Annotated in this window: 19 protein-coding genes and 1 pseudogene; 10 read left to right on the top strand and 10 right to left on the bottom strand. The window is 65.5% G+C overall.

Annotated elements, in window-relative coordinates; translation table 11 throughout:
* Window position 1: 1 nt before the first annotated feature.
* Window positions 2-589: an NUDIX hydrolase gene (locus tag BCF44_RS27965; RefSeq protein WP_116177390.1), complete on the top strand. Its 588-nt coding sequence runs from the start codon at window positions 2-4 to the stop codon at window positions 587-589.
* Here BCF44_RS27965 and BCF44_RS27960 read toward each other — a convergent pair.
* On the bottom strand, window positions 536-1,669 hold the full coding sequence (locus BCF44_RS27960) for an NsdA family TPR-like regulatory protein (protein ID WP_116177389.1): 1,134 nt from the start codon (window positions 1,667-1,669) through the stop codon (window positions 536-538). The genes BCF44_RS27965 and BCF44_RS27960 overlap by 54 nt on opposite strands.
* Before the next feature lie 180 nt (window positions 1,670-1,849).
* Window positions 1,850-2,236: a helix-turn-helix domain-containing protein gene (locus BCF44_RS27955; protein WP_116177710.1), complete on the bottom strand. Its 387-nt coding sequence runs from the start codon at window positions 2,234-2,236 to the stop codon at window positions 1,850-1,852.
* Between the two features lie 171 nt (window positions 2,237-2,407).
* On the opposite strand from BCF44_RS27955, the gene BCF44_RS27950 reads away from it, so the two are divergent.
* Genes BCF44_RS27950 through BCF44_RS27930 form a run of 5 tightly spaced genes read left to right on the top strand, consistent with a single transcriptional unit; the run spans window position 2,408 to window position 6,360 of the window.
* Window positions 2,408-2,686 carry a helix-turn-helix domain-containing protein gene (locus BCF44_RS27950; protein ID WP_116177388.1) on the top strand — a complete coding sequence of 93 codons (279 nt, stop codon included), beginning with the start codon at window positions 2,408-2,410 and terminating at the stop codon, window positions 2,684-2,686.
* The gene (locus tag BCF44_RS27945) at window positions 2,683-3,036 is read left to right on the top strand and encodes a WhiB family transcriptional regulator (protein ID WP_246015639.1); all 354 of its coding nucleotides are present in this window, start codon (window positions 2,683-2,685) and stop codon (window positions 3,034-3,036) included. The genes BCF44_RS27950 and BCF44_RS27945 overlap by 4 nt, the downstream gene beginning before the upstream one ends.
* Complete coding sequence (locus BCF44_RS27940) at window positions 3,033-3,365, top strand: hypothetical protein (RefSeq protein ID WP_116177387.1); 333 nt, start codon at window positions 3,033-3,035, stop codon at window positions 3,363-3,365. The genes BCF44_RS27945 and BCF44_RS27940 overlap by 4 nt, the downstream gene beginning before the upstream one ends.
* A complete protein-coding gene (locus BCF44_RS27935) occupies window positions 3,362-4,231 on the top strand; it encodes a hypothetical protein (RefSeq protein WP_246015637.1) in 870 nt (289 codons plus the stop codon). The genes BCF44_RS27940 and BCF44_RS27935 overlap by 4 nt, the downstream gene beginning before the upstream one ends.
* The gene (locus tag BCF44_RS27930; protein ID WP_116177386.1) at window positions 4,228-6,360 is read left to right on the top strand and encodes a cell division protein FtsK; all 2,133 of its coding nucleotides are present in this window, start codon (window positions 4,228-4,230) and stop codon (window positions 6,358-6,360) included. The genes BCF44_RS27935 and BCF44_RS27930 overlap by 4 nt, the downstream gene beginning before the upstream one ends.
* Before the next feature lie 155 nt (window positions 6,361-6,515).
* Here BCF44_RS27930 and BCF44_RS54835 read toward each other — a convergent pair whose 3' ends face one another.
* From BCF44_RS54835 to BCF44_RS59310, 3 genes are read right to left on the bottom strand one after another with little or no spacing between them, the layout of a single operon-like run.
* Entirely contained in the window at window positions 6,516-7,586 is a 1,071-nt protein-coding gene (locus BCF44_RS54835; protein WP_147328659.1) for a hypothetical protein, read from the bottom strand.
* A 27-nt stretch (window positions 7,587-7,613) separates the two neighbouring features.
* The gene (locus BCF44_RS27925) at window positions 7,614-8,459 is read right to left on the bottom strand and encodes an SAM-dependent methyltransferase (RefSeq protein ID WP_246015635.1); all 846 of its coding nucleotides are present in this window, start codon (window positions 8,457-8,459) and stop codon (window positions 7,614-7,616) included.
* A gap of 47 nt (window positions 8,460-8,506) precedes the next feature.
* Complete coding sequence (locus BCF44_RS59310; RefSeq protein ID WP_116177385.1) at window positions 8,507-8,803, bottom strand: HC3 family zinc finger protein; 297 nt, start codon at window positions 8,801-8,803, stop codon at window positions 8,507-8,509.
* Between the two features lie 211 nt (window positions 8,804-9,014).
* Here BCF44_RS59310 and BCF44_RS27915 point away from each other — a divergent pair, with 211 nt between their 5' ends.
* On the top strand, window positions 9,015-10,199 hold the full coding sequence (locus BCF44_RS27915) for an NsdA family TPR-like regulatory protein (RefSeq protein ID WP_246015633.1): 1,185 nt from the start codon (window positions 9,015-9,017) through the stop codon (window positions 10,197-10,199).
* Window positions 10,200-10,467: 268 nt separating this feature from the next.
* Here BCF44_RS27915 and BCF44_RS59305 read toward each other — a convergent pair whose 3' ends face one another.
* The 3 genes and pseudogenes from BCF44_RS59305 to BCF44_RS54830 all read right to left on the bottom strand — a co-directional run bounded on the left by BCF44_RS59305 (window position 10,468) and on the right by BCF44_RS54830 (window position 12,075).
* Window positions 10,468-10,851 carry a pentapeptide repeat-containing protein gene (locus BCF44_RS59305; RefSeq protein WP_246015631.1) on the bottom strand — a complete coding sequence of 128 codons (384 nt, stop codon included), beginning with the start codon at window positions 10,849-10,851 and terminating at the stop codon, window positions 10,468-10,470.
* A gap of 15 nt (window positions 10,852-10,866) precedes the next feature.
* Window positions 10,867-11,580: pseudogene (locus BCF44_RS59300) on the bottom strand (hypothetical protein); the annotation flags it as partial.
* Window positions 11,581-12,075: a hypothetical protein gene (locus BCF44_RS54830; RefSeq protein ID WP_147328658.1), complete on the bottom strand. Its 495-nt coding sequence runs from the start codon at window positions 12,073-12,075 to the stop codon at window positions 11,581-11,583.
* Window positions 12,076-12,541: 466 nt separating this feature from the next.
* On the opposite strand from BCF44_RS54830, the gene BCF44_RS27905 reads away from it, so the two are divergent.
* The gene (locus BCF44_RS27905) at window positions 12,542-12,880 is read left to right on the top strand and encodes a hypothetical protein (RefSeq protein ID WP_246015629.1); all 339 of its coding nucleotides are present in this window, start codon (window positions 12,542-12,544) and stop codon (window positions 12,878-12,880) included.
* Between the two features lie 23 nt (window positions 12,881-12,903).
* On the opposite strand, the gene BCF44_RS27900 is transcribed toward BCF44_RS27905, so the two are convergent.
* On the bottom strand, window positions 12,904-13,746 hold the full coding sequence (locus BCF44_RS27900; protein ID WP_211353284.1) for a LysR family transcriptional regulator ArgP: 843 nt from the start codon (window positions 13,744-13,746) through the stop codon (window positions 12,904-12,906).
* Window positions 13,747-13,815: 69 nt separating this feature from the next.
* On the opposite strand from BCF44_RS27900, the gene BCF44_RS27895 reads away from it, so the two are divergent.
* Window positions 13,816-14,427: a LysE/ArgO family amino acid transporter gene (locus tag BCF44_RS27895; RefSeq protein ID WP_116177382.1), complete on the top strand. Its 612-nt coding sequence runs from the start codon at window positions 13,816-13,818 to the stop codon at window positions 14,425-14,427.
* Between the two features lie 292 nt (window positions 14,428-14,719).
* The gene (locus BCF44_RS27890; protein ID WP_116177381.1) at window positions 14,720-16,213 is read left to right on the top strand and encodes a TROVE domain-containing protein; all 1,494 of its coding nucleotides are present in this window, start codon (window positions 14,720-14,722) and stop codon (window positions 16,211-16,213) included.
* A 44-nt stretch (window positions 16,214-16,257) separates the two neighbouring features.
* On the opposite strand, the gene BCF44_RS56835 is transcribed toward BCF44_RS27890, so the two are convergent.
* Entirely contained in the window at window positions 16,258-17,688 is a 1,431-nt protein-coding gene (locus BCF44_RS56835) for a glycosyltransferase 87 family protein (protein WP_116177380.1), read from the bottom strand.
* Window positions 17,689-17,736 lie beyond the last annotated feature (48 nt).

Genomic DNA, 17,736 nt, shown 5'->3' with positions numbered 1-17,736 from the left:
TGTGACGGAGGAGCGCGGAGCGTGGAAGACCTACGGTGAGCGACTGGTCTATGACAACAGGTGGGTGAAGGTTGGTCTAACGGACGTCGAGGCACCGAACGGCGAGCGGTGGGAGTACCACGTTGTCCACCTTGGACGGATCGCGATTGCACTGATCGTCGATGACCGGGACCAGGCACTCATGCTGTGGCGCTACCGGTTCCCCACCGACCAGTGGGGCTATGAGCTGCTCGGCGGCCTGGTCGACGAGGGCGAGGAGTCTGCTGGCACGGCCGCCCGTGAAGCGGCTGAGGAGAGTGGTTGGGAACCTGTCGGCGAGCCGGAGCACCTGATCAGCTTTGAGCCGCTTCCGGGCCAGACGACTGCGCCTATGGACGTCTACCTCTGGCGCAACGCCAAGCACATCGGCGAGCCGACTGACACAGAGGAACAAGGGCGTGTCGAGTGGGTGCCGTTGAGTCGAGTGCAGGAGCTGGCGCAGCGTAAGGAACTTCTCGGCGCTGGCACTCTCGTGGCGCTGCTCTACTACCTCGCCTCACGCAACGCCGAGGATGCCCCCAGGCAGGATGAGGCCACCGAGTCGCCGTAGCTGTCGGTCGGACTTGATCTGCGAACCGAGACGCCGCGCCTGGCGAGAGTGCTCAAGCGCGGCGTCGCGGTCGCCGAGGGCCGCGTATGCGAACGCGAGATCAACCAGCATTCCTGTCTTCGCACGGATGAACGTCGCTGGCAGACGTGGTAGTGCCTCGCTGAGTTGGTCGATCGCGTCCGGCTCGCCGAGACGGGCAAGCGCATGTCCGCGCCACCTGTCGAGGTGTGCACCGCCGAGGAACAGGAACGGTAGGGCAGGGTCGACGGGATCGGACGGCAGCAGTTCGCCGGCAGCGTCGAAGGCACGCAGCGCTTCGGCCCGATGCCCTGCAGCGGCGAGCCCTTCACCATGTGCGGCCGCAAGCCAGGCCCGGAGCAGCGGCGGTGCCCTGTGCTCGGCGAGCGTACGAGCATCGGCGAACTGCTCGACCGCTTGCGCGGCCTCGCCGAGGTCGATCAGTACGAACGCCTGCTCTGCGGTGGCGTGTGCGAGCAGAGCCGGCGCACCTGCCTCCCGCGCACCTGCCTTCGCCCGTTCGTAGTGCGCCCATGACTGTCCGACCGCGTTCCGGTCGAGCGCTTCCCAACCGGCCAAGGTGGACGCCTCCGTGAGCACGCCGGCGAGCGGCTCGCGCAGGCCCCTCGCTGCGCCGTACATGAGAAGGTCCTCGACCTGCCTGATGCTGCCGCGCAGTTGGTCGAGCAGCGTGACGGCCCCGAAACGACGGTCAACGTGCCGGGCGTCGTCGACCTGCCGGCGGAACAACTCGACCATGTCGGCATCCACGGTCCGGGCCACGGCCAGCCGTGACCGCAGCTCGGCGGCTTCGCTGTCTTCCTGCTCGGGTGGGAACCCAAGTTCCTCGTTCGTACGGCCGTAGATGTCCCGAAACAGCCGCCAGTAGAGGTCGCTGACCGACTCGTGGCCGTTCTCCCACACGGACAGCTTCGTTTTCAGGCTTGCCGCCGACATGATGGCGAGCCCGAGCGCCGACGCGCGTTGCTGAAGCAACCGGATCACTTCGGCGGAGGAGTACCCAAGTTGGTCCCGTACCGCCCGGAGCCTGGTCTTCGCCATCACCCATCCTTGCCCGGATAACCGCCCTGACCTGCGAAGTTAATTGGGGTTAATGGGATTCGGGTTAACCGGTGCCAACTGTAGAACGGCGCCGGACTGCCGTTCTCTGTAGGCATGGACGCAACACGGAACTCTCCGGCGACCGAGCCGAAGCGCCGGTCACCGGAATCGGCGAAGCCGCTACCGACTGCCGTCGTCGGTATCACCGAATGCCGCCGTGAAGCTGGCGTTCAGGTCGTCAAGCCGCTGCGTGATCTCGGCCAACCGGTACTCGATGACAGCAAGGCGGGCGGGCACGTCGTCGTCCGACCTGACAGCAGGTTCTCCCAGGCCGGGCGGCCTGCGGCCGGCAAGGACGGCGGCCAGGTGGCCCGGATGCCAGTCCAGTGCGAGCGAGAGCGCTTCGAGGGTCCGTGCGCTACGTCGGCGCTGCACCGTGTTGTTCTGAATCTCGCTGACGATGGCCTTCGAGACGTGCGAGCGCTTGATGAGTTCTCGCTGACTCAGACCCAGTTCAGTCGAGCGTTGATTGATCGCTCGCGCGACTGCTGCCCAGTCTTCCGTCACGTATCCCTCCGCGCTCCGCCGCTGCACCGAGCGTAGCGCGAGGGCAATTCCGCGGACCGGCTTCCGGGTTGGTTCCCGCGGTTTGCACCCCGTTCGCGACTGGTCGGGATGAAATCATCCCGGATATGGGAATGAAATCAGACTTCCTCTCGAACTTAGGGACAAACCGCAATGGACAACGACAGCGAGAACGCCCGACCGGCGTTCTACACCGTGCGGGAGGCGGCGCGAATCCTTCGTGTCGATCCTGCGACCCTCTACCGGGCGATCAGGGAAGACGCGTTCCCAGCCGTCCGAGTTCGTACCCGCTACGTCGTGCCGGCAATTGCGCTGGACAAGCTGATCGCCGAAGCCGCCGAGTCCGGTGGATGCGTTGACGTCGCCCGGATCGCGACCGAGCGCCGAACGGCGCGCGAAGTCGCACGGCTGACCGGCGGTGCGTCGTGGTGAACCGTGACGAGTTTCGTGACAACTACTACGAGGTGGTGGCGGCCGACCTCGACCGGTACGCCACCGTGCCCGACGATGTGCTGCTGGAGATCGTCACCACGAACGGCGCGTGTATGTGGCTGGTCGCCAACGACGACGAGCCAGAGTGGGCCGGCGAGGAGTTGAGCGACCGCGAGTTGGCCGCGCGGCTGTGCGCGGGCTGCCCGGTTCAGCGGGAGTGCCTGGAACACGAACTGCGCACCGCTGGAGAGTCGACCGTCGGTGTGTGGGGAGCGCTGTCCGAAGAGGACCGGCGCGAGGTCTACCGCGTGTGGCTGGCTCGCCGGCAGGGCGGAGGGCAGCAGCCATGACGGTCAACCTGCCGATGTTGCCATTGCTTGCTGGTCTGGGCGTGCTGATTGGTCTCGTCCTGGTATGGCGTGCCGGACGGCGCAGTGCGAAGGCCGCCGCCGAGGCGGCACGCACGGGCACTCGGCTGGTCTCCCTCGCCGGCCGCGTCCTGCTCGGCGGCGCGATGCTCCTCGGCATTCAGTGGCTCGTGATCACGTACGACGGCGACACGACGCTGCGGCTCGTGGTGCTTGGGCTACCGGACCTGTTCGCGGCCTACGTGCTCACCCGCGCGCTGACCGTCAGCACTGCTGACACACCGATCCGGCGAAAGGGCGGTCAGCGATGACCAACTCCGTCGGGTCCAATCGGAAGGAGAAGGGAGCGGTGGCCGCCCACGGGCGGCCACCCGGCCCCTCCACCAATCAAGCAGAGAAGCTCGTGCGGGAGGCTGCCGAGGCCGCCCAACGGCGGGCGTACCAGACCCATCCGGACGTCGTGGCCTTGCGGGTCGAGCAGGTGCGGACCCAGGTCGACCGACTGTGTTGGGCGGGCATCACGCTCGGACTGGGTTTCACCATGACCAACGTACAGGCGTTCGCTGCGGCCGGCGCAGCGGTGTGGTCCCTTCCATGGCTGGCAGCGTGGCTGCTGGACCCAACGGTGTCGCTCGTGCTGCTGGCGATCCTGCGGGCCGAGCAGGTGACGGCTCGCTACCAGGTCCAGACCGGACCGTGGGTGCGTCGCGCGAAGTGGCTCACGATTGCGGCCACGTACGTGATGAACACATGGGCGTCCTACGCGGCAGGGTCGCTGTCGGGGATCGTGCTCCATTCGGTTCCACCGCTGGTGGTGTTCGTGGCCGCCGAGGCGGTCACCGATCTCCGCGACAAGCTGACCGAGGCAGTGACCGCCGCGTTCATGAACGCCTCGGCGCTGAACGCTCCGAAGGCAGTTCATCAGCAGAAGGCCGAGGCGGCGAAGCGCACGAGCCGCCGTCGCCGGAAGCTGTTCGGCGACTACCTCGCGGAGGCACGCGCCGCGTGGTCGCCCGATGTCGAGATCACGCCGGCATGGGTTCGGTCGGCAACTGACTGCGCGCGGGGACTGTCTCCTCGTTTGGCCGCCGCGCTCAAGTCCGAAGTGGAGCGATCTCCTGCCAGCGATGCGACCGATGACAGTAATGCGACGCCGGAAAGTGAGGTGCAGCAATGACTTCCCGTGAGTACGAAGTTGTTCGTGCCGATCCGGTGTACGACGCCGAGTTGGTCGACGAGAGCGCGGCGCGCGCCGCACGGCCGTCCGTGCGGCAGGTGTTCGCCTCATGGTGGCAGCGTTCACCAAGGGTTCCCCGAGCGCTCAAGAGCCGCCAGGCAGTCAAGCTGGCCGCCAAGGATCTCGTGGTGCAGGTGCTGCGTTCACCGTTCCGGGTCGTCGGCGCGGTAGCCCGAGGCTTGGTGGCGGCCGCGCGATGCTGGCGGAAGTGGGTCACCGTTCACGACTACCGCGACGCCGCCGAGCAGTCAGAGAAGTTGGCCGACAAGTTCACCGAGATCCGAGCTCTGACACTGTTCCGGTGGAAGGTCACTGCTGCCGTAACGGTGGCGAGTGTCATCGTCGTGCTGGTGGCTCAGTTGGTGTACGGCCAGACGGCTCTGTGGATCGCGGGCACAGCTACGTGTGTCGCGCTGGCTGTCCTCGGCCGGCGTAAAGAGGGGAGTCCCGGGCGCAAGCCCGTGCTGTCCGGTCCGCGTTCTCTTGCATGGACCATGGACCCGCAGGTGTTGGTGGATGCTTTCCGAGACGCCAAATTGATCGGCAAGGACGAGACGCTGCGGCTCGTGGAACGCGCCACAAGGCAGGGTGACGGGTGGGCTATCACGGTCGACCTACCAGCAACCCGCAAGGCTGCGGACGTCGTGAAGAACCGCGAGGCGCTCGCCTCGGCGCTGGCGGTGGACGAGGTGCAGCTGATCGTGGAGCGCGTCCGGGGCAACGGTGGTCATGCCGGGCGTGTCTCGATGTGGGTTGCCGACGAAGATCCGTATGCAGCGCCGCCTCTGCGGACGCCCCTGTTGAACGTCGAACACTGGGACGCGTGGCGCCCGGTCCCATTTGGACACGACGCGCGTGCGCGCAAGGTGAACCTTCCGTTGGTATGGACGTCGCTACTGATTGGCGCAATTCCAAGGCAGGGCAAGACATTCGCCGAGCGGCTCGCAGCCGCGGGGCTGATCTTGGACCCCTACACACGGCTGTATGTGGCGGACTTCAAAGGCGGCAAGGACTGGGACGCGTGCGAGCCGTGCGCGCACCGGTTCTTCTCCGGCGACGACGACATGCACCTACTTGCGTTCAAGGCCTGGCTTGAGGAGTTGGTGTCGGAGACGCAAGGTCGGTACGGGCGGATGCGGGAGTTGGACGACGAGACGTGCCCCGAGTCGAAGATCACCCCGGCTATCTCGCGGGACAAGGCACTGAATATGCCGATCACTGCTGTCGTCGTCGACGAGGCGCACATCCCGTTGGAGTCCCGCATCCCGATCGAGGTTGAGGGCAAGAAGATCCCGCTCGGCAAGTACCTCGGCGAGCTGCTCACGTGGCTGGCAAAGAAGGGACCGGCGGCCGGCATCGTCGTCATCCTGGCCACGCAGCGTCCGGACGGCAGCTCGTTACCGACGGCGCTACGGGCGGTGCTCGGCTCGCGGTTCGCGCTGCGGGTGATGGACTGGCGGGACTCGAACATCATCCTTGGCGAGCAGATGAACACCCGTGGCTACGACTCGTCCAAGCTGCTGGCATCCCACAAGGGGGTGGGCATCCTGCGGCCGGACGGAGAGACCGAGGCAGGCGCGGACGTGCTGGCAATGACGGTCCGCACGTACTACATGCCCAACCCCGATTGGAGGACCATCTGTCAGCGCGGCCGCGTTTTGCGAGAGGCTGCCGGAACGCTGAGCGGGCACGCGATCGGCGCGGACCCGACGCCGATGCTCGACAGGGCTGCGGTCGCCAAGGCGATCGGCGGCCGGACGGCTCCGGGCGACGACGCCGAAGTTGTCGACCTGCCAGAACCCTTGGCGTCCGTTGTGGACTATCTCGGCGCGGATCTCGATGAGCAGGACGGGCGCGAGTTCGTGCCTTCGGCGGAACTGGTCGAGGCGCTCGGCGTCGAGCCGACGACGTTCGGAACCCAGATGAACGACCTGGGCTGCCGGTCGAAGCGTGACCGGATCCCAACGGCGGACGGCAACGTGCGGCAAGTGCGCGGTTACCTCACTGCCGACATTCGGGCCGCCGTCAAGGCTGCCGGCAGCGCCGAGGCGGCCGACGAAGAGTGCTGACGCCCGTCACAGCGGGCGTCATGGAGCCGCCACCCCGTCACAGCCGCCGTGACGGGGTGATATGGCCTTCTACGTGCGCAAACAGCAGCTGTGACGGGTGGGACGGGGTACCGAGCACCCCGTCCCACCCGTCACTCACGCCGTGTAAGCCATCCTCAACGCGCGACTGCCGCGAGTCTGGGTGAAAACGGGTGCGGCAGCGTCAGCACGTGGTTGAACTCCGCCCACGCGGCTGTAGCGTCAACCTGCCTGAACGGTGGCGGCGCGGCCAAGGGTGCCTGACGAAGAACCACTGTGGCCGTGGGTTTACTGGACGTCCCCCATTCAGTAACCGTGACACTGCCCGCCGGGCCGCACGTCGCGGTGAACCGTTCGCCAGGAAGACCGGCCAACGGGTGTACCAGGGCGGCGGCAACCTGAACTGCGGTGCGGCCTCCGGCCCAGTCCACGCGGATGCTGGCGGGTCCGTCCAGGTTGACCGTCAGCCATACGGTTGTGCCCAGTACACGGAGGCGGCGGAACAATGCGCTGCCCAAGGACACCAGACCTGGGGTGCGGCCTGCGGCGATCGCGGCGCGTTCCTGCTCAGCGAGCGGAGTGTCAAAGTTCGTCGGCCACTCGTGACCGATCAGTTCATGGGCGAAGGCGAGTATCGCCGACCACTGGCGAAAGCTCGTGTTCGCCAACGCGACGGACATCGACGGCGCACCGTCGATGAGATACAGCCGCACATGTCGGCGATACAACCGCGTACGCAGCCCTGCTAGTCCCCGCACGTTCCCGCCGGCAGCATGCGGTAGCAGGGTTGCAACGATCGGCGCGGCTGTGACTGCCGGCAGGTGCAACACAGCCTCCCCCTCGGCGACGCCGGGCCGGACGATCGGGGACTGCACACTGCGGCCCGGCGTAACCGACTCTGGCGGGCTGTAGGGCGCGATTTGCCCCAGTGCGAAGAACAGTGCTGCTTCCAACTGCTGCTGCGCCGTGTCGGTGGTGTCCGGCAGTACGGCGCGGCGGATCCGGTCAGTCAGCGGTGGGCCGGGGTTCTCGCCTAGTAGTCGGTTCTCGAAGCCGCATTCGAGCGTGTCGTAGATCGTGGCACGGTCCACTGTGGTGAGTGCGCTCAGGCCGGTGGCGACGGTGCGCCATAGCGTGGCGTCGTACTCCCCGGTGTAGGTCCGGCGCAGTTGGCCAACTCGGCGGAGCAGTGAGAGTCGATGGGGCATGAAGTGAGTACTCCGGGCGAATGAGGGTTACGGGAGGTACGCGAGAGCAGCGAAGGCCAACGACTCAGCGGGGTCACCGACATCCGCCCAGTGCTCCGGTCGCCACTGCGGCGTGTAGACGACGCCGGGGAACACCAGGTGTTCGAACGGGGCGAGCATCGCTGTGATCTCCGACCGCGACCGCAGATGCGCGGTGTTCTGCGTCTGCTGGTAGATCCCGATCACGTCGGCGAGCCGATCCGGGTAGTCGCTGGCGGTGGCGTGCGAGAGCGCCAGGTAGCTCCCCGACGCAAGCGCATCGGAGTACGCACGCACGATGTCGGCGGGACGGCGTTCGTCAGGCACGAAGTGCAGCACCGCGCACATCAGCACCATGAGTGGCTGCGAGAAGTCGATCAGCCGCTTCGTTTCCGGGTGGTGCAAGACGCTGTTAGGTCGTGAGACATCTTCTTGAATGCAGGTGGCGTAGGGGTTGTTCCTCAGCAGGTCGAGGCTGTGACTGACGGCGACAGGTTCGTTGTCGACGTAGACCACGTGGGCATCCGGCACGGCACGTTGGGCGATCTCGTGCACGTTGCCGGCTGTGGGTAGACCCGAGCCAAGGTCGAGGAACTGACGGACGCCGTGGCTGACGGCGTACTCGACGCTCCTGCGCAGAAAGTGACGGTTCTGCCGGGCGAACGTTCGAGCCTCAGGCAGCACGCCCAGCACCTCCGCAGCCTTAACACGGTCGATCTCGAAGTTGCACGAACCGCCGAGGTAGTAGTCGTACATGCGGGCGGCACTGGCACGCTCGGTGTCTACATCGGACGGTCGCCAATCGGCGTTGCGGGTCCATTCGGTCGGGTTGTGGCCGTCGGCCATGCCACCCATGGCGTGCTCCCTGTCGCGGTGGAACGGTTGCTCGGATTGCGATGTGGTCATGCCGGCTTGCGCTTGTTCGGATGCGGTGCGGTCGGCTGCGTTTCGGTGGCCACGCTTCGAGTGATTCCAAGCCCCGCAAGAGAAATGTGCGTGCACTTCTTGGCCTCGTCCCAGCAGCCAACACATGTCGGCCATGTCCACTCGGTTGATCCGAGTCGCTGGAGCGGTACCGTCACGCGCTCGCCGACCAACGTCGTGATCTCTTCGCCTGGTTCGACCCGGCCTCCAGGGACGGCATGCCGCTTACCGCAGGCAGGCAGCCACCGAAAGGTCCGAGTCTCGGCCCCAGTCAATCCGCCTCACCTCCAGTCGTCAGACCACGGCGGAAGCCGGAAGGACGGCCGGCTCCCGCCGTGGCGTGGTTGTCCGGCGTGTGCGGAGCGGTGCACGTGACGGAATCGCCGGACGGCCTGCTGACCAGCAGTGAGTGGCCGTGGCAGACTGAAATCAGACTGTCGTCATCCCGCGTCGGGGTCCAGGACGCGGGCATGACATAGGCACGACATGGCGGAGACGGGAGGCGGCGAGATGCCGCAGGGCGACACGTCGGCACGGCCGCCGCGAACGGTGCTCGAACAGAGAATCAGGGAACGTCGGCAAACCTTCGAGGAGTTCGCCCAGTTCGCCGAGCAGTTCGCAGTCGAGCACGGTGAACCTGGGACCCTCAGCGCTCGCCACCTGCAAAGGCTCGTCTCTGGTCGCCACCCGGACGGTCGCCCGATTGGCCAGGTGCGTCCCGCAACTGCCCGCCTGCTCGAACGCATCTTCGGCATTAGTGTTGACGAGCTGCTCGCTGTGCCTGTCGCGAGCGAGGCAATTGTCGATTCAGACCGCGAACTACAGCTAATGCTCAGCGTCTCACGGCGAGTTGACGGTGCTGTAATCAGGCTGCTGACGGAGCAACTCAACGCCATACGACGGCTTGACCGTCAGCTGGGCGCGATAGTCGCGTACGAAGAGGTTAAGACGAAGGCTCGGCAGGTGGAGCGACTGATGTCGTACAGCCTGTCTCCGGTCGTCCGAAACCAACTAGCTGCCCTGCTCTCCGAGCTTCACACCCTCGCGGGTTGGCAAGCCTTGGATGTCGGCAGTCTCTCCGAGTCCTGGCAGCACTACGAAACGGCGAAGTCGGCTGCGGCTGAATCCGGAATCCCGTCGTTCGAGACGCATTCTCTCGCGGAACAAGCCTTTGTGTTGCTCGACATTGGCCGGTCGGGTGATGCCGTCGATGTACTCGCTTACGCTAGGACGCGGACAGATGACTCGTGTTCGCGCCTGGTTCGTGCGTGGCTCGCTGCCGCTCACGGCGAAGCACTGGCGGCGAAGAGCATGCGTAGTGAAAGCCTGTGCGCGTTCGATGAAGCAGAAATTCTGCTTCCCGCGGACTCGACAAGCGCCGACGGTCCTTACGTCGTGCTCGACTCAATTCATCTTGCACGGTGGCGTGGGCATGCGCTTGCGCGGTTCGGGGACGCCTCAGCTGTCGACGTCCTTTCCGGTGCGCTCGACCGCCTTGATCCGTCGTTTACCCGTGCCGCAACTGCTCTCCATGTCGATCTAGCAACTGCGTTTGCCGTCCTCGGTGAACACGCCGAGGCTAGGATCCAAGCCTGTCGCGCCGTCGAGCTTGCCGATCAGATAGGATCGAAGCGTCAGAAGAGGCGTCTACGAATATTTAATGGGCTATAGAACGCGGGCGCGCTGTTGCTGAATGAATGAATTCGGCAGCGGGGTGAAGGTGGATACGACGCCTTGGCGCTAATGTTAACCATCATGATCTTCACCTGTGACCCTGTGTAGATCTATTTGTTTGGCTGGTCGCGGTTTTGCAAGGGGTGGCGTGGGTAATTGGTTGGACATTCTTCGCTTATGTGTGCGACGTTTGGCGGGTTGGTCGGAGGTGTTACCCTCGCGTGAACCACGCGGTACGTTGGTGGTCAACTGGAGCGTGGGCGCTTTATTCTGTGGCTGGATCCGAATGTAACTCTTTCTTGATGCCGGCTCGCTTCCAATCGAAGTGCTCTGGCCATTCTGTATTATCGTCGGCCACTGCCTCGAGCAAGTCTGTGCTCGAGAGGTCGACATTGACCAACTTGGCTCCTTGAAGCTCCGCTTTTCGGAGATTGGCTCCGTGGAGTTTCGCCTCCTGTAGCTCCGCGCCACGAAGCTTTGCCTCCTGGAGATTTGCGCCTCGAAGGTCGGCGGCATGGAGGTTGGCGCCACCCAGATTTGCCGAATTCAACTCTGCGCCACGTAATTGTGCATCACGGAGATTTGCCCAGCCTAGGTCGGCGAACATCAACTTAGTATCAGATAAATCCGCGCTCTCCAGATTGGCCACGACCATGCGCGCTCCGGACATGTCTGCGCCCGCGATCCTAGCCGAGACCAGGTTTGCGTGTCGGAGGTCAGTTCCGACTAGATCGATCTTGACTATTGCTGCCCCGTGGGGTAATCCCCCCAAAATGGTTAAGATAGCTTGGATATCTGGTGACCGCTTTTTTAGTGGCGGAATACCGCCTTGGGACGCGCCTTTGTCAATTATGTCAGGATGCGAGGGTGGCCATGGCGAATGTGTACGAACATATGCAGTGAGAATATCTACGACTGCTAAGCAGTCTTCTTTGGAGTCGCGAGCAATGCGGGCCAGAGCCTGGATGCCGCCAAGACGGACGTCAAGTGTGTTGCTGCCAAGCTGTTCCACCGCCCGGGTAAATCGCTCTGTCACCTGGCTGGATCGAGCGATGTCAAGCTGTTCTTGGGTGTTACGGAGGGTTTGGAGCGTAAAATAGGCGCCAATGATAGCGCTTGTTAGAACAAGGAGGCCGCCGACAGCCTGGAGGAGGGTAGTGCGTACGTCGTTCTGACTACGGAGGGCGTCGGCTTTACTTGGGAAGTCCCGGGGTGGGTCGAAAAGGGGTGGAAAGATGACAACGACCAGCCATATTAGCACCACCAAAGCGACGCCTGTGGCTGACAGCCAGAGAAGGGGTCGAATAGACCACTGTTGCCGATGATCTCGGTACGCGTAATCTGAAGATGGTCGGATGCTCGAAGGCAAAAATCGCATCTACAACCCCCTGGCGAGTTTGCTGGCGCTGGTATCCATAAGATAGGCGTCCCTCTCAAGTCCGTCTGCCCTTAGTTTTGATGCCCAATCGCGGAGCGCCTTGGCTGCCTCGACGCGCTGCCCATTTTTATGTGCGGCCTTCTGTATGAGGTCATATGCCGACGTATCCATAAGAAAGGCGCCGTCTTTAAACCCGTCTGCCCTTAGTTTTGATGCCCAATCGCGGAGCGCCTTGGCTGCCTCAAGGTACAACCCTTGCTTATGTGCGGCGTTTTGGATAAGTTCGTATGCCGCAGTCTCGAGGAGATGACGGTCTTGATCTTTTCCTTGGCGCCTACAGATATGTGCAACTTCGAGCTTCTTTCTGGCCGCCGCGATGTAGTCTCCATGCTTAATAGATTCTTGTGCAGCCAAAGATAGAATATATTTCGTCTGTTCTATCTGTGGCGGTTTTGGGCCCCGGTAATTCTGGTACGCGCTGAGGTCATCGTTCACTGGCTACATCTCCTGTGGGTCAGCTATTGGAATATGACTCTGGTGGTACATCGCGACATTCGCTGATGGCTGGAACATCGTTACTGTCGCACTCCTCAAATCACCCATTCGGTCGCAATGATATGAACCCGTCTCACGTAGTCGCATGTCTGCGCGTGGTTCGTTGCCTGACATCTGGCAGGTTCTGTGGTCGAATGGTAGAGCCTGGTCAGCTAGCATCCATAGTGGACAAACCTGTCCATGGGACTGTCCATGAACTCGGCTGGGCGAGTGCCTCTGGTGCGGTATTTTCTTCCTCAACTACCGGCGAACTGCCTGCTCAGCTACTCCTGCCGGGTGAACTTGGACACTCATAATCTGTCAGGTCGTGGGTTCGAGCCCCACCCGCCCTACAGAGATCGCCTGGTCAGTGCATGGTTGTGCAATTTGCGCACGGGCGGGTGGCGTTGTCGGTAGCCTTCGGGCGGTGGCGGCCATGGACGTGGTCAACGACTCGATCGGGTTGTTGGTGCTCTTTCTGGAGCCGGTGGGTGAGGATCGGTGGCTGAGGCCGGGGGAACGGTTCCGGATCCGGACGGACTACCGCGGCGACGAACCGGCGTTCTCGGTGACCTACTGGGTCAACGACGGGGATCGCGCGGCCGGTATTGAGAATGTCACGGTGTGGGTGGAGAACGGTGGCGTCGATGCAGAGGTCTCCGATGTGGACGGCGCGGACGTGGACTGCGGCCACCAACGCCCGGAAGATATCGACCGGAAGTGGCAGGCGAATCTAGAGAAGGCTAAGAGTCCCGAGAAGCGTTGAAAAAGGCCGGCGGCGGCGGTGGGTTACTGGATGAGGGTCGCGGTGGCCACGGACACGATGGCGGCGGCTGCGGCGGCTAGGGCGGGGGAGTCGAGTTTCCACTGCTGCCAGAAGAGCGGGACGTCCATGTGCCGGCTGGGGGCGAGGTTGACGAGGGTGCCGGCGGCGAAATGGGGGAGGGCGTGGGAGACGGGGATGAGCCCCCATCCCATGCCGCTGACGACGGCCTCGAGGTAGGCGGCGGACGACGGCATGTAGTGGCGGAAAGGGCTGGCGCCGCCGACGAAGCGGTCCTGGAGCTGGTCGTGGCGATCGAAGAGGATCACGGGCGTCTCGGCCAGCGACGTGACGGGGAGCGTGGGGGCGGCGCAGGCGAGGTAGCGGAGGGACCCGAGCGGACGCACGGAGCAGCCCTGCACGGGATCGGGCGTCGAGGTGACGGCGGCCATGACGAGGCCCTCGCGCAGCAGCTGGGTGGTGTGCCCCTCGTCCTCCCGGTGCAGCTCGAAGCACACGCCGGGCACGCCGAGCACGGCGGGGAGGAACCAGGTGGCGAGGGAATCGGCGTTGACGGCGATGGACAGCCGGGTGGGCTCGCCGGCGGTGGTGAGGCCGAGTTCGGTCTGTGCATCGCGTTCGAGCTGGGCTAGTTGGCGGGCGAAGCGCACGACGACCTGACCGGATTCGGTGAGCTGCACGGGTTTCGTACGCATCAGCAACACCCGGCCGGTCCGCTGTTCGAGGGCCTTGATCCGCTGGCTCACGGCGGACGGCGTGAGGTGCAGGGCCGCGGCGGCGGCGTCGAAGGTGCCGGCGTCGACGACGGCCAGCAGCGTCCGAACCTGGTCGACGGGCAGGTCTGTCATCACGAGCGCTAATGATACGTAAGAATAGTTAGCTGGACTGTTGACAAGGGTCTGCTTAGCGTCGACGGCATGACCAACGTGGCGCTCGTCGTGCTGGCGGGCTTCGGCACCTGTATGTCCCTGATCGCCGCGATCGGCGCGCAGAACGCATTCGTGTTGCGCCAGGGCATCCGACGAGACGCGGTGCTGACGGTGGTGGCGATCTGCGGCGCCTCGGACGCGGTGCTGATCGGCCTGGGCGTGGGCGGCGTGGGCGTGCTGGTCCAGGCCTGGCCGACAGCGGTGACGGCGGTGGCCGTGGTGGGCGGTCTTTTCCTGCTGTCGTACGGATTTCTGGCGGCCAAGCGGGCGATGAAGCCGTCGAGCATGTCGGTGGACGGCGCGACGACGGGCTCCCGCAAGCGGGCGGCGCTGACCTGCCTCGCGATGACCTGGCTGAACCCGCACGTCTATCTGGACACGGTCCTGCTGATGGGCTCGATCGCGGCCGGCTACGGCGCGCTGCGCTGGGACTTCGCGATCGGCGCGGTGCTGGCGAGCCTGTGCTGGTTCACGGCGATCGGCTTCGGCGCTCGCCTGCTGAGCTCGTTGTTCACCAAGCCCTCGTCCTGGCGCGTGCTGGACGGCCTGGTGGCGGCGACGATGGCGGTGGTCGGGATCGGCCTGCTCGTCGGGGCGTGAGTAAATCCGTCGCGCGCGACGCGCCGAGAGATCTAGCATTGCGGAGCACTTCCGGTGCGAAGCCCAACGGTTACTTCCTCTAATGAAAACACTGTCGGGCGTGAATGAACTCGGGAGTGCTGGTCGCGGGCGTGTCCGGTGCGCAGGCGACGGTTACTTCCGGATCGACGGGTTGCGGGTTCGAGTCCCGCCCGGGCAACCGGTAGCTCAATTGGCAGAGCAGTTGGCATAAAAACCGTCACCGACATTGATCTCGGACGCGTCCGCGATCGCCGAAAGGGGGTAGGAACAAATGGCCAAGTTCAACGTGCTGCGTCGACCGGTCACGCACGAGGGTGGCGTGGCGCTCAAGCGCGGCGTCAAGCACGAGCTGTTCCTGCTCGCCGTGGCGAACATGGTCGGCGAGCGCAGCTTCTACGAGACCGCCGAGCAGCGGGACGACCGGTTCACGCAGCTCGTGCGTACCGCGACGGTCGAGGACCCGGAGTGGACGGCGCGGCTGCTCGGCTGGCTCCGCGGCACCGCGAACATGCGCTCGGCGTCGATCGTGGGCGCGGCGGAATTCGCGCACGCCCGCACCGAACCCGGTCTGACCCGTCAGGTCGTGAATTCGGTTCTCCAGCGGGCGGATGAGCCGGGTGAGTTCCTGTCCTATTGGCTGGCGCGGCACGGACGCGCGATTCCGAAGCCGGTTCGGCGCGGTATCGGCGACGCGGTGCGCCGCCTTTATGACGAGCGTTCGCTGCTGAAGTGGGACAGTGAGGCGCGCGGCGTCCGAATGGGCGACGTGCTGAACCTGACGCACCCGAAGCCGGCGGAGAACTGGCAGGGTGCGCTGTTCACGCACGCCCTCGACCGTCGATACGGAAACGTGGCGGAAATCCCCACGAATCTGCCGGTGGTCAAGGCGCGCGAGGAACTGCTGGCGTGGCCGGTGGAGCGCCGCCGTGAGCTGTTCGCGGGCGACGCCGTGGCGGTGCTCAAGGGCGCCGGCATGACGTGGGAGGCGGTCGCCGGCTGGCTCCAGGGCCCGCTGACGGCGGAGGTCTGGACGGCGCTGATCCCGACCATGGGCTACATGGCGCTGCTGCGGAACCTACGCAACTTCGACCAGGCGGGCGTCCCGGACGACGTGGCGGCGACGGTCGCGGCGAAGCTGGCGGATCCCGAGCAGGTGGCGCGGTCCCGGCAGCTGCCGATGCGGTTCCTGTCGGCGTACCGGGCGGCCCCGTCGCTGCGCTGGGCGTGGGCGCTGGAGCGGGCGCTCGACGCCAGCCTGGCCAACGTGCCGAGCCTGCCGGGCCGCACGCTGGTGCTGGTCGACCGGTCGGGATCGATGTTCTACAGCAAGGTGTCCCGCAACTCCGACCTGACCAGGGCGGACGCGGCGGCGGTGTTCGGCACGGCGATCGCGCGGCGCGCGGCGAAGGCGGAGCTGGTGCAGTTCGGCAGCACGGCGGCGCGGGTCGCGCTGCGGTCGGGCGAGTCGGTGCTGCCGGTGGTGCAGAAGCGGTTCAGCGACCTCGGCGGCACGGACACGGTCGGCGCGCTGCGGAAGTTCTACCGTGGCCACGACCGCGTGGTCATCGTGACGGACGAGCAGCACAACGGCCGCACGCTGCCGACCGCGGTGGTGCCGGCCGGCGTGCCGGTCTACACGTGGAACCTGGCCGGCTACGAGTTCGGGCACACTGAAGGGCGGTTCACGTTCGGTGGCCTGTCCGACGCGGCGTTCGGCATGGTGCCGCTGATGGAGGCCGGGGGCCGGGACATCTGGCCGTTCTGAGGGAAAGGCGGTCCGCCGAGGCGGGCCGCCTTTCTGCCTGAAACCTACATTCGTTCTGTCTGAGAGCGCGACTCGCGGGGGTCGTGGCGGAACTCCTGGATGGTGACCCAGAGGGCGAGGACCAGGGCGGCGAGCATGGCGGTGGCCAGGATCCGCATGTCGATCATGGACGTGTTGACGGCGCCGCCGCCGAAGCCGCCGCCCCCGAACCCGCCGGAGCCGAGCGCCGCGCCGCCGCCGGGCCGGCCGCCGAAACCGCCGCCGGAGCCGCCCGGAAAGCCGCCGGACCCCGAACCGCCGAATCCGCCTGAGCCCGAGCCGCCGCCTGAGCTTGAGCCGCCTCCGGGGAACTGCCCGCCGCCGCGGAAACCGCCGCCGGGACGCCGACCACGTCCGCCGCCACCGCCGCTGCCCAGCAGGAACGGCAGGTACGCGCAGAACGACGCGAACTGCTCCAGCACCGGCAGCGCCCACAGCCGCCGCGGCAGGTAGAACGCCGCCACCACCGTCATGGCATCGGCCAGGAAGAAGTACCGCTCATGCATGGCCGGCAGGAAGAACGGCACCAGCAGCACGGAAACCGTTGCCGCCAGCACGATCCGGGTCGGGGTGAGCTGCACCCGACGCCACCACGCCAGGCCGATCAGCCCCAGCACGAGCACCCCGGTCACCACGATCCCGGCGATGCGCAGCGGCGACGACGTCACCGACGTCCCCAGGTACTCATACACGTTGGGGGCGTTCAACGTCAGCAGGTCGAAGGTCCCGGTCTGCGAGACGTACACGGAGATCAGCTGCGACGGACTGGTGCCGATGATCAGCGCCGGGATGTCCAGCACCACGTACACCAGCGGGATCGCCAGCAGCGCCTTCCACGGCACGAAACGCAGCAGCACCAACAGAAGCAGCACCGGGAACACGAACACCGTCTGGAGCTTCAACGCGAACGCGACGCCGATGAACGCGCAGGCCAGCCAGGGCTGCCGACGCAGCACGAAGTACACGCCGCCGACGGCGAACGCCGCGTACATGGCGTCGGCCTGCCCCCACATCGAGGCGTTCACGACGACGGTCGGCAGGAACAGGGTGATCGCCCCGGCCAGCACCGGCCACCACTTGCCGGGGTAGCGCAGCGCCACGATCCGGTAGACGAAGTACCCCAGCAGGAAGTCGAACGCCGCCGACACGACCTTGATGCCGATCAGCGGCGTCACCGGCAGATAGCTCAGCGCCGCCAACACGTACAGGTAGGTGACGTTGTAGTTGGCGAACGAGATGTCCTTCAGCGCGGCGAAGCCGCCGCCGGAGGCGATGTGCTCGTACCAGGACAGGAAGATCCGCGAGTCGCCGGTCTCGTAGTTCAGGAACGCCATCCGCAGCGCCGCCGCGGCGATCACCACCACCGCGACCACGCCGATCTTCGCGACGGATCGTCGCGGCGGCGCCGCGGACGGGGCGGCCAGAACGCTCGCCATGCTGGAGTTCCTCTCCGCTCGACACAGAAAACAGCCTGCACTCGAGTC

The organism is Kutzneria buriramensis, assembly GCF_003387475.1.
Classification (GTDB): Bacteria; Actinomycetota; Actinomycetes; order Mycobacteriales; family Pseudonocardiaceae; genus Kutzneria; species Kutzneria buriramensis.
The sequence above is the reverse complement of the archived record's forward strand: the minus strand, read 5'-3'. Positions and strand labels throughout refer to the sequence as shown.

Excerpts from the sequence above, each read along its gene's own strand:
- BCF44_RS27890 (WP_116177381.1), top strand. The coding sequence starts at position 14,720 with ATGGCCAAGTTCAACGTGCTGCGTCGACCGGTCACGCACGAGGGTGGC.
- BCF44_RS27950 (WP_116177388.1), top strand. The coding sequence starts at position 2,408 with ATGGACAACGACAGCGAGAACGCCCGACCGGCGTTCTACACCGTGCGG.
- BCF44_RS27960 (WP_116177389.1), bottom strand. The coding sequence starts at position 1,669 with ATGGCGAAGACCAGGCTCCGGGCGGTACGGGACCAACTTGGGTACTCC.
- BCF44_RS27940 (WP_116177387.1), top strand. The coding sequence starts at position 3,033 with ATGACGGTCAACCTGCCGATGTTGCCATTGCTTGCTGGTCTGGGCGTG.
- BCF44_RS27925 (WP_246015635.1), bottom strand. The coding sequence starts at position 8,459 with ATGGGTGGCATGGCCGACGGCCACAACCCGACCGAATGGACCCGCAAC.
- BCF44_RS27900 (WP_211353284.1), bottom strand. The coding sequence starts at position 13,746 with ATGACAGACCTGCCCGTCGACCAGGTTCGGACGCTGCTGGCCGTCGTC.
- BCF44_RS27915 (WP_246015633.1), top strand. The coding sequence starts at position 9,015 with ATGGCGGAGACGGGAGGCGGCGAGATGCCGCAGGGCGACACGTCGGCA.
- BCF44_RS27930 (WP_116177386.1), top strand. The coding sequence starts at position 4,228 with ATGACTTCCCGTGAGTACGAAGTTGTTCGTGCCGATCCGGTGTACGAC.
- BCF44_RS27935 (WP_246015637.1), top strand. The coding sequence starts at position 3,362 with ATGACCAACTCCGTCGGGTCCAATCGGAAGGAGAAGGGAGCGGTGGCC.
- BCF44_RS56835 (WP_116177380.1), bottom strand. The coding sequence starts at position 17,688 with ATGGCGAGCGTTCTGGCCGCCCCGTCCGCGGCGCCGCCGCGACGATCC.
- BCF44_RS54835 (WP_147328659.1), bottom strand. The coding sequence starts at position 7,586 with ATGCCCCATCGACTCTCACTGCTCCGCCGAGTTGGCCAACTGCGCCGG.
- BCF44_RS27895 (WP_116177382.1), top strand. The coding sequence starts at position 13,816 with ATGACCAACGTGGCGCTCGTCGTGCTGGCGGGCTTCGGCACCTGTATG.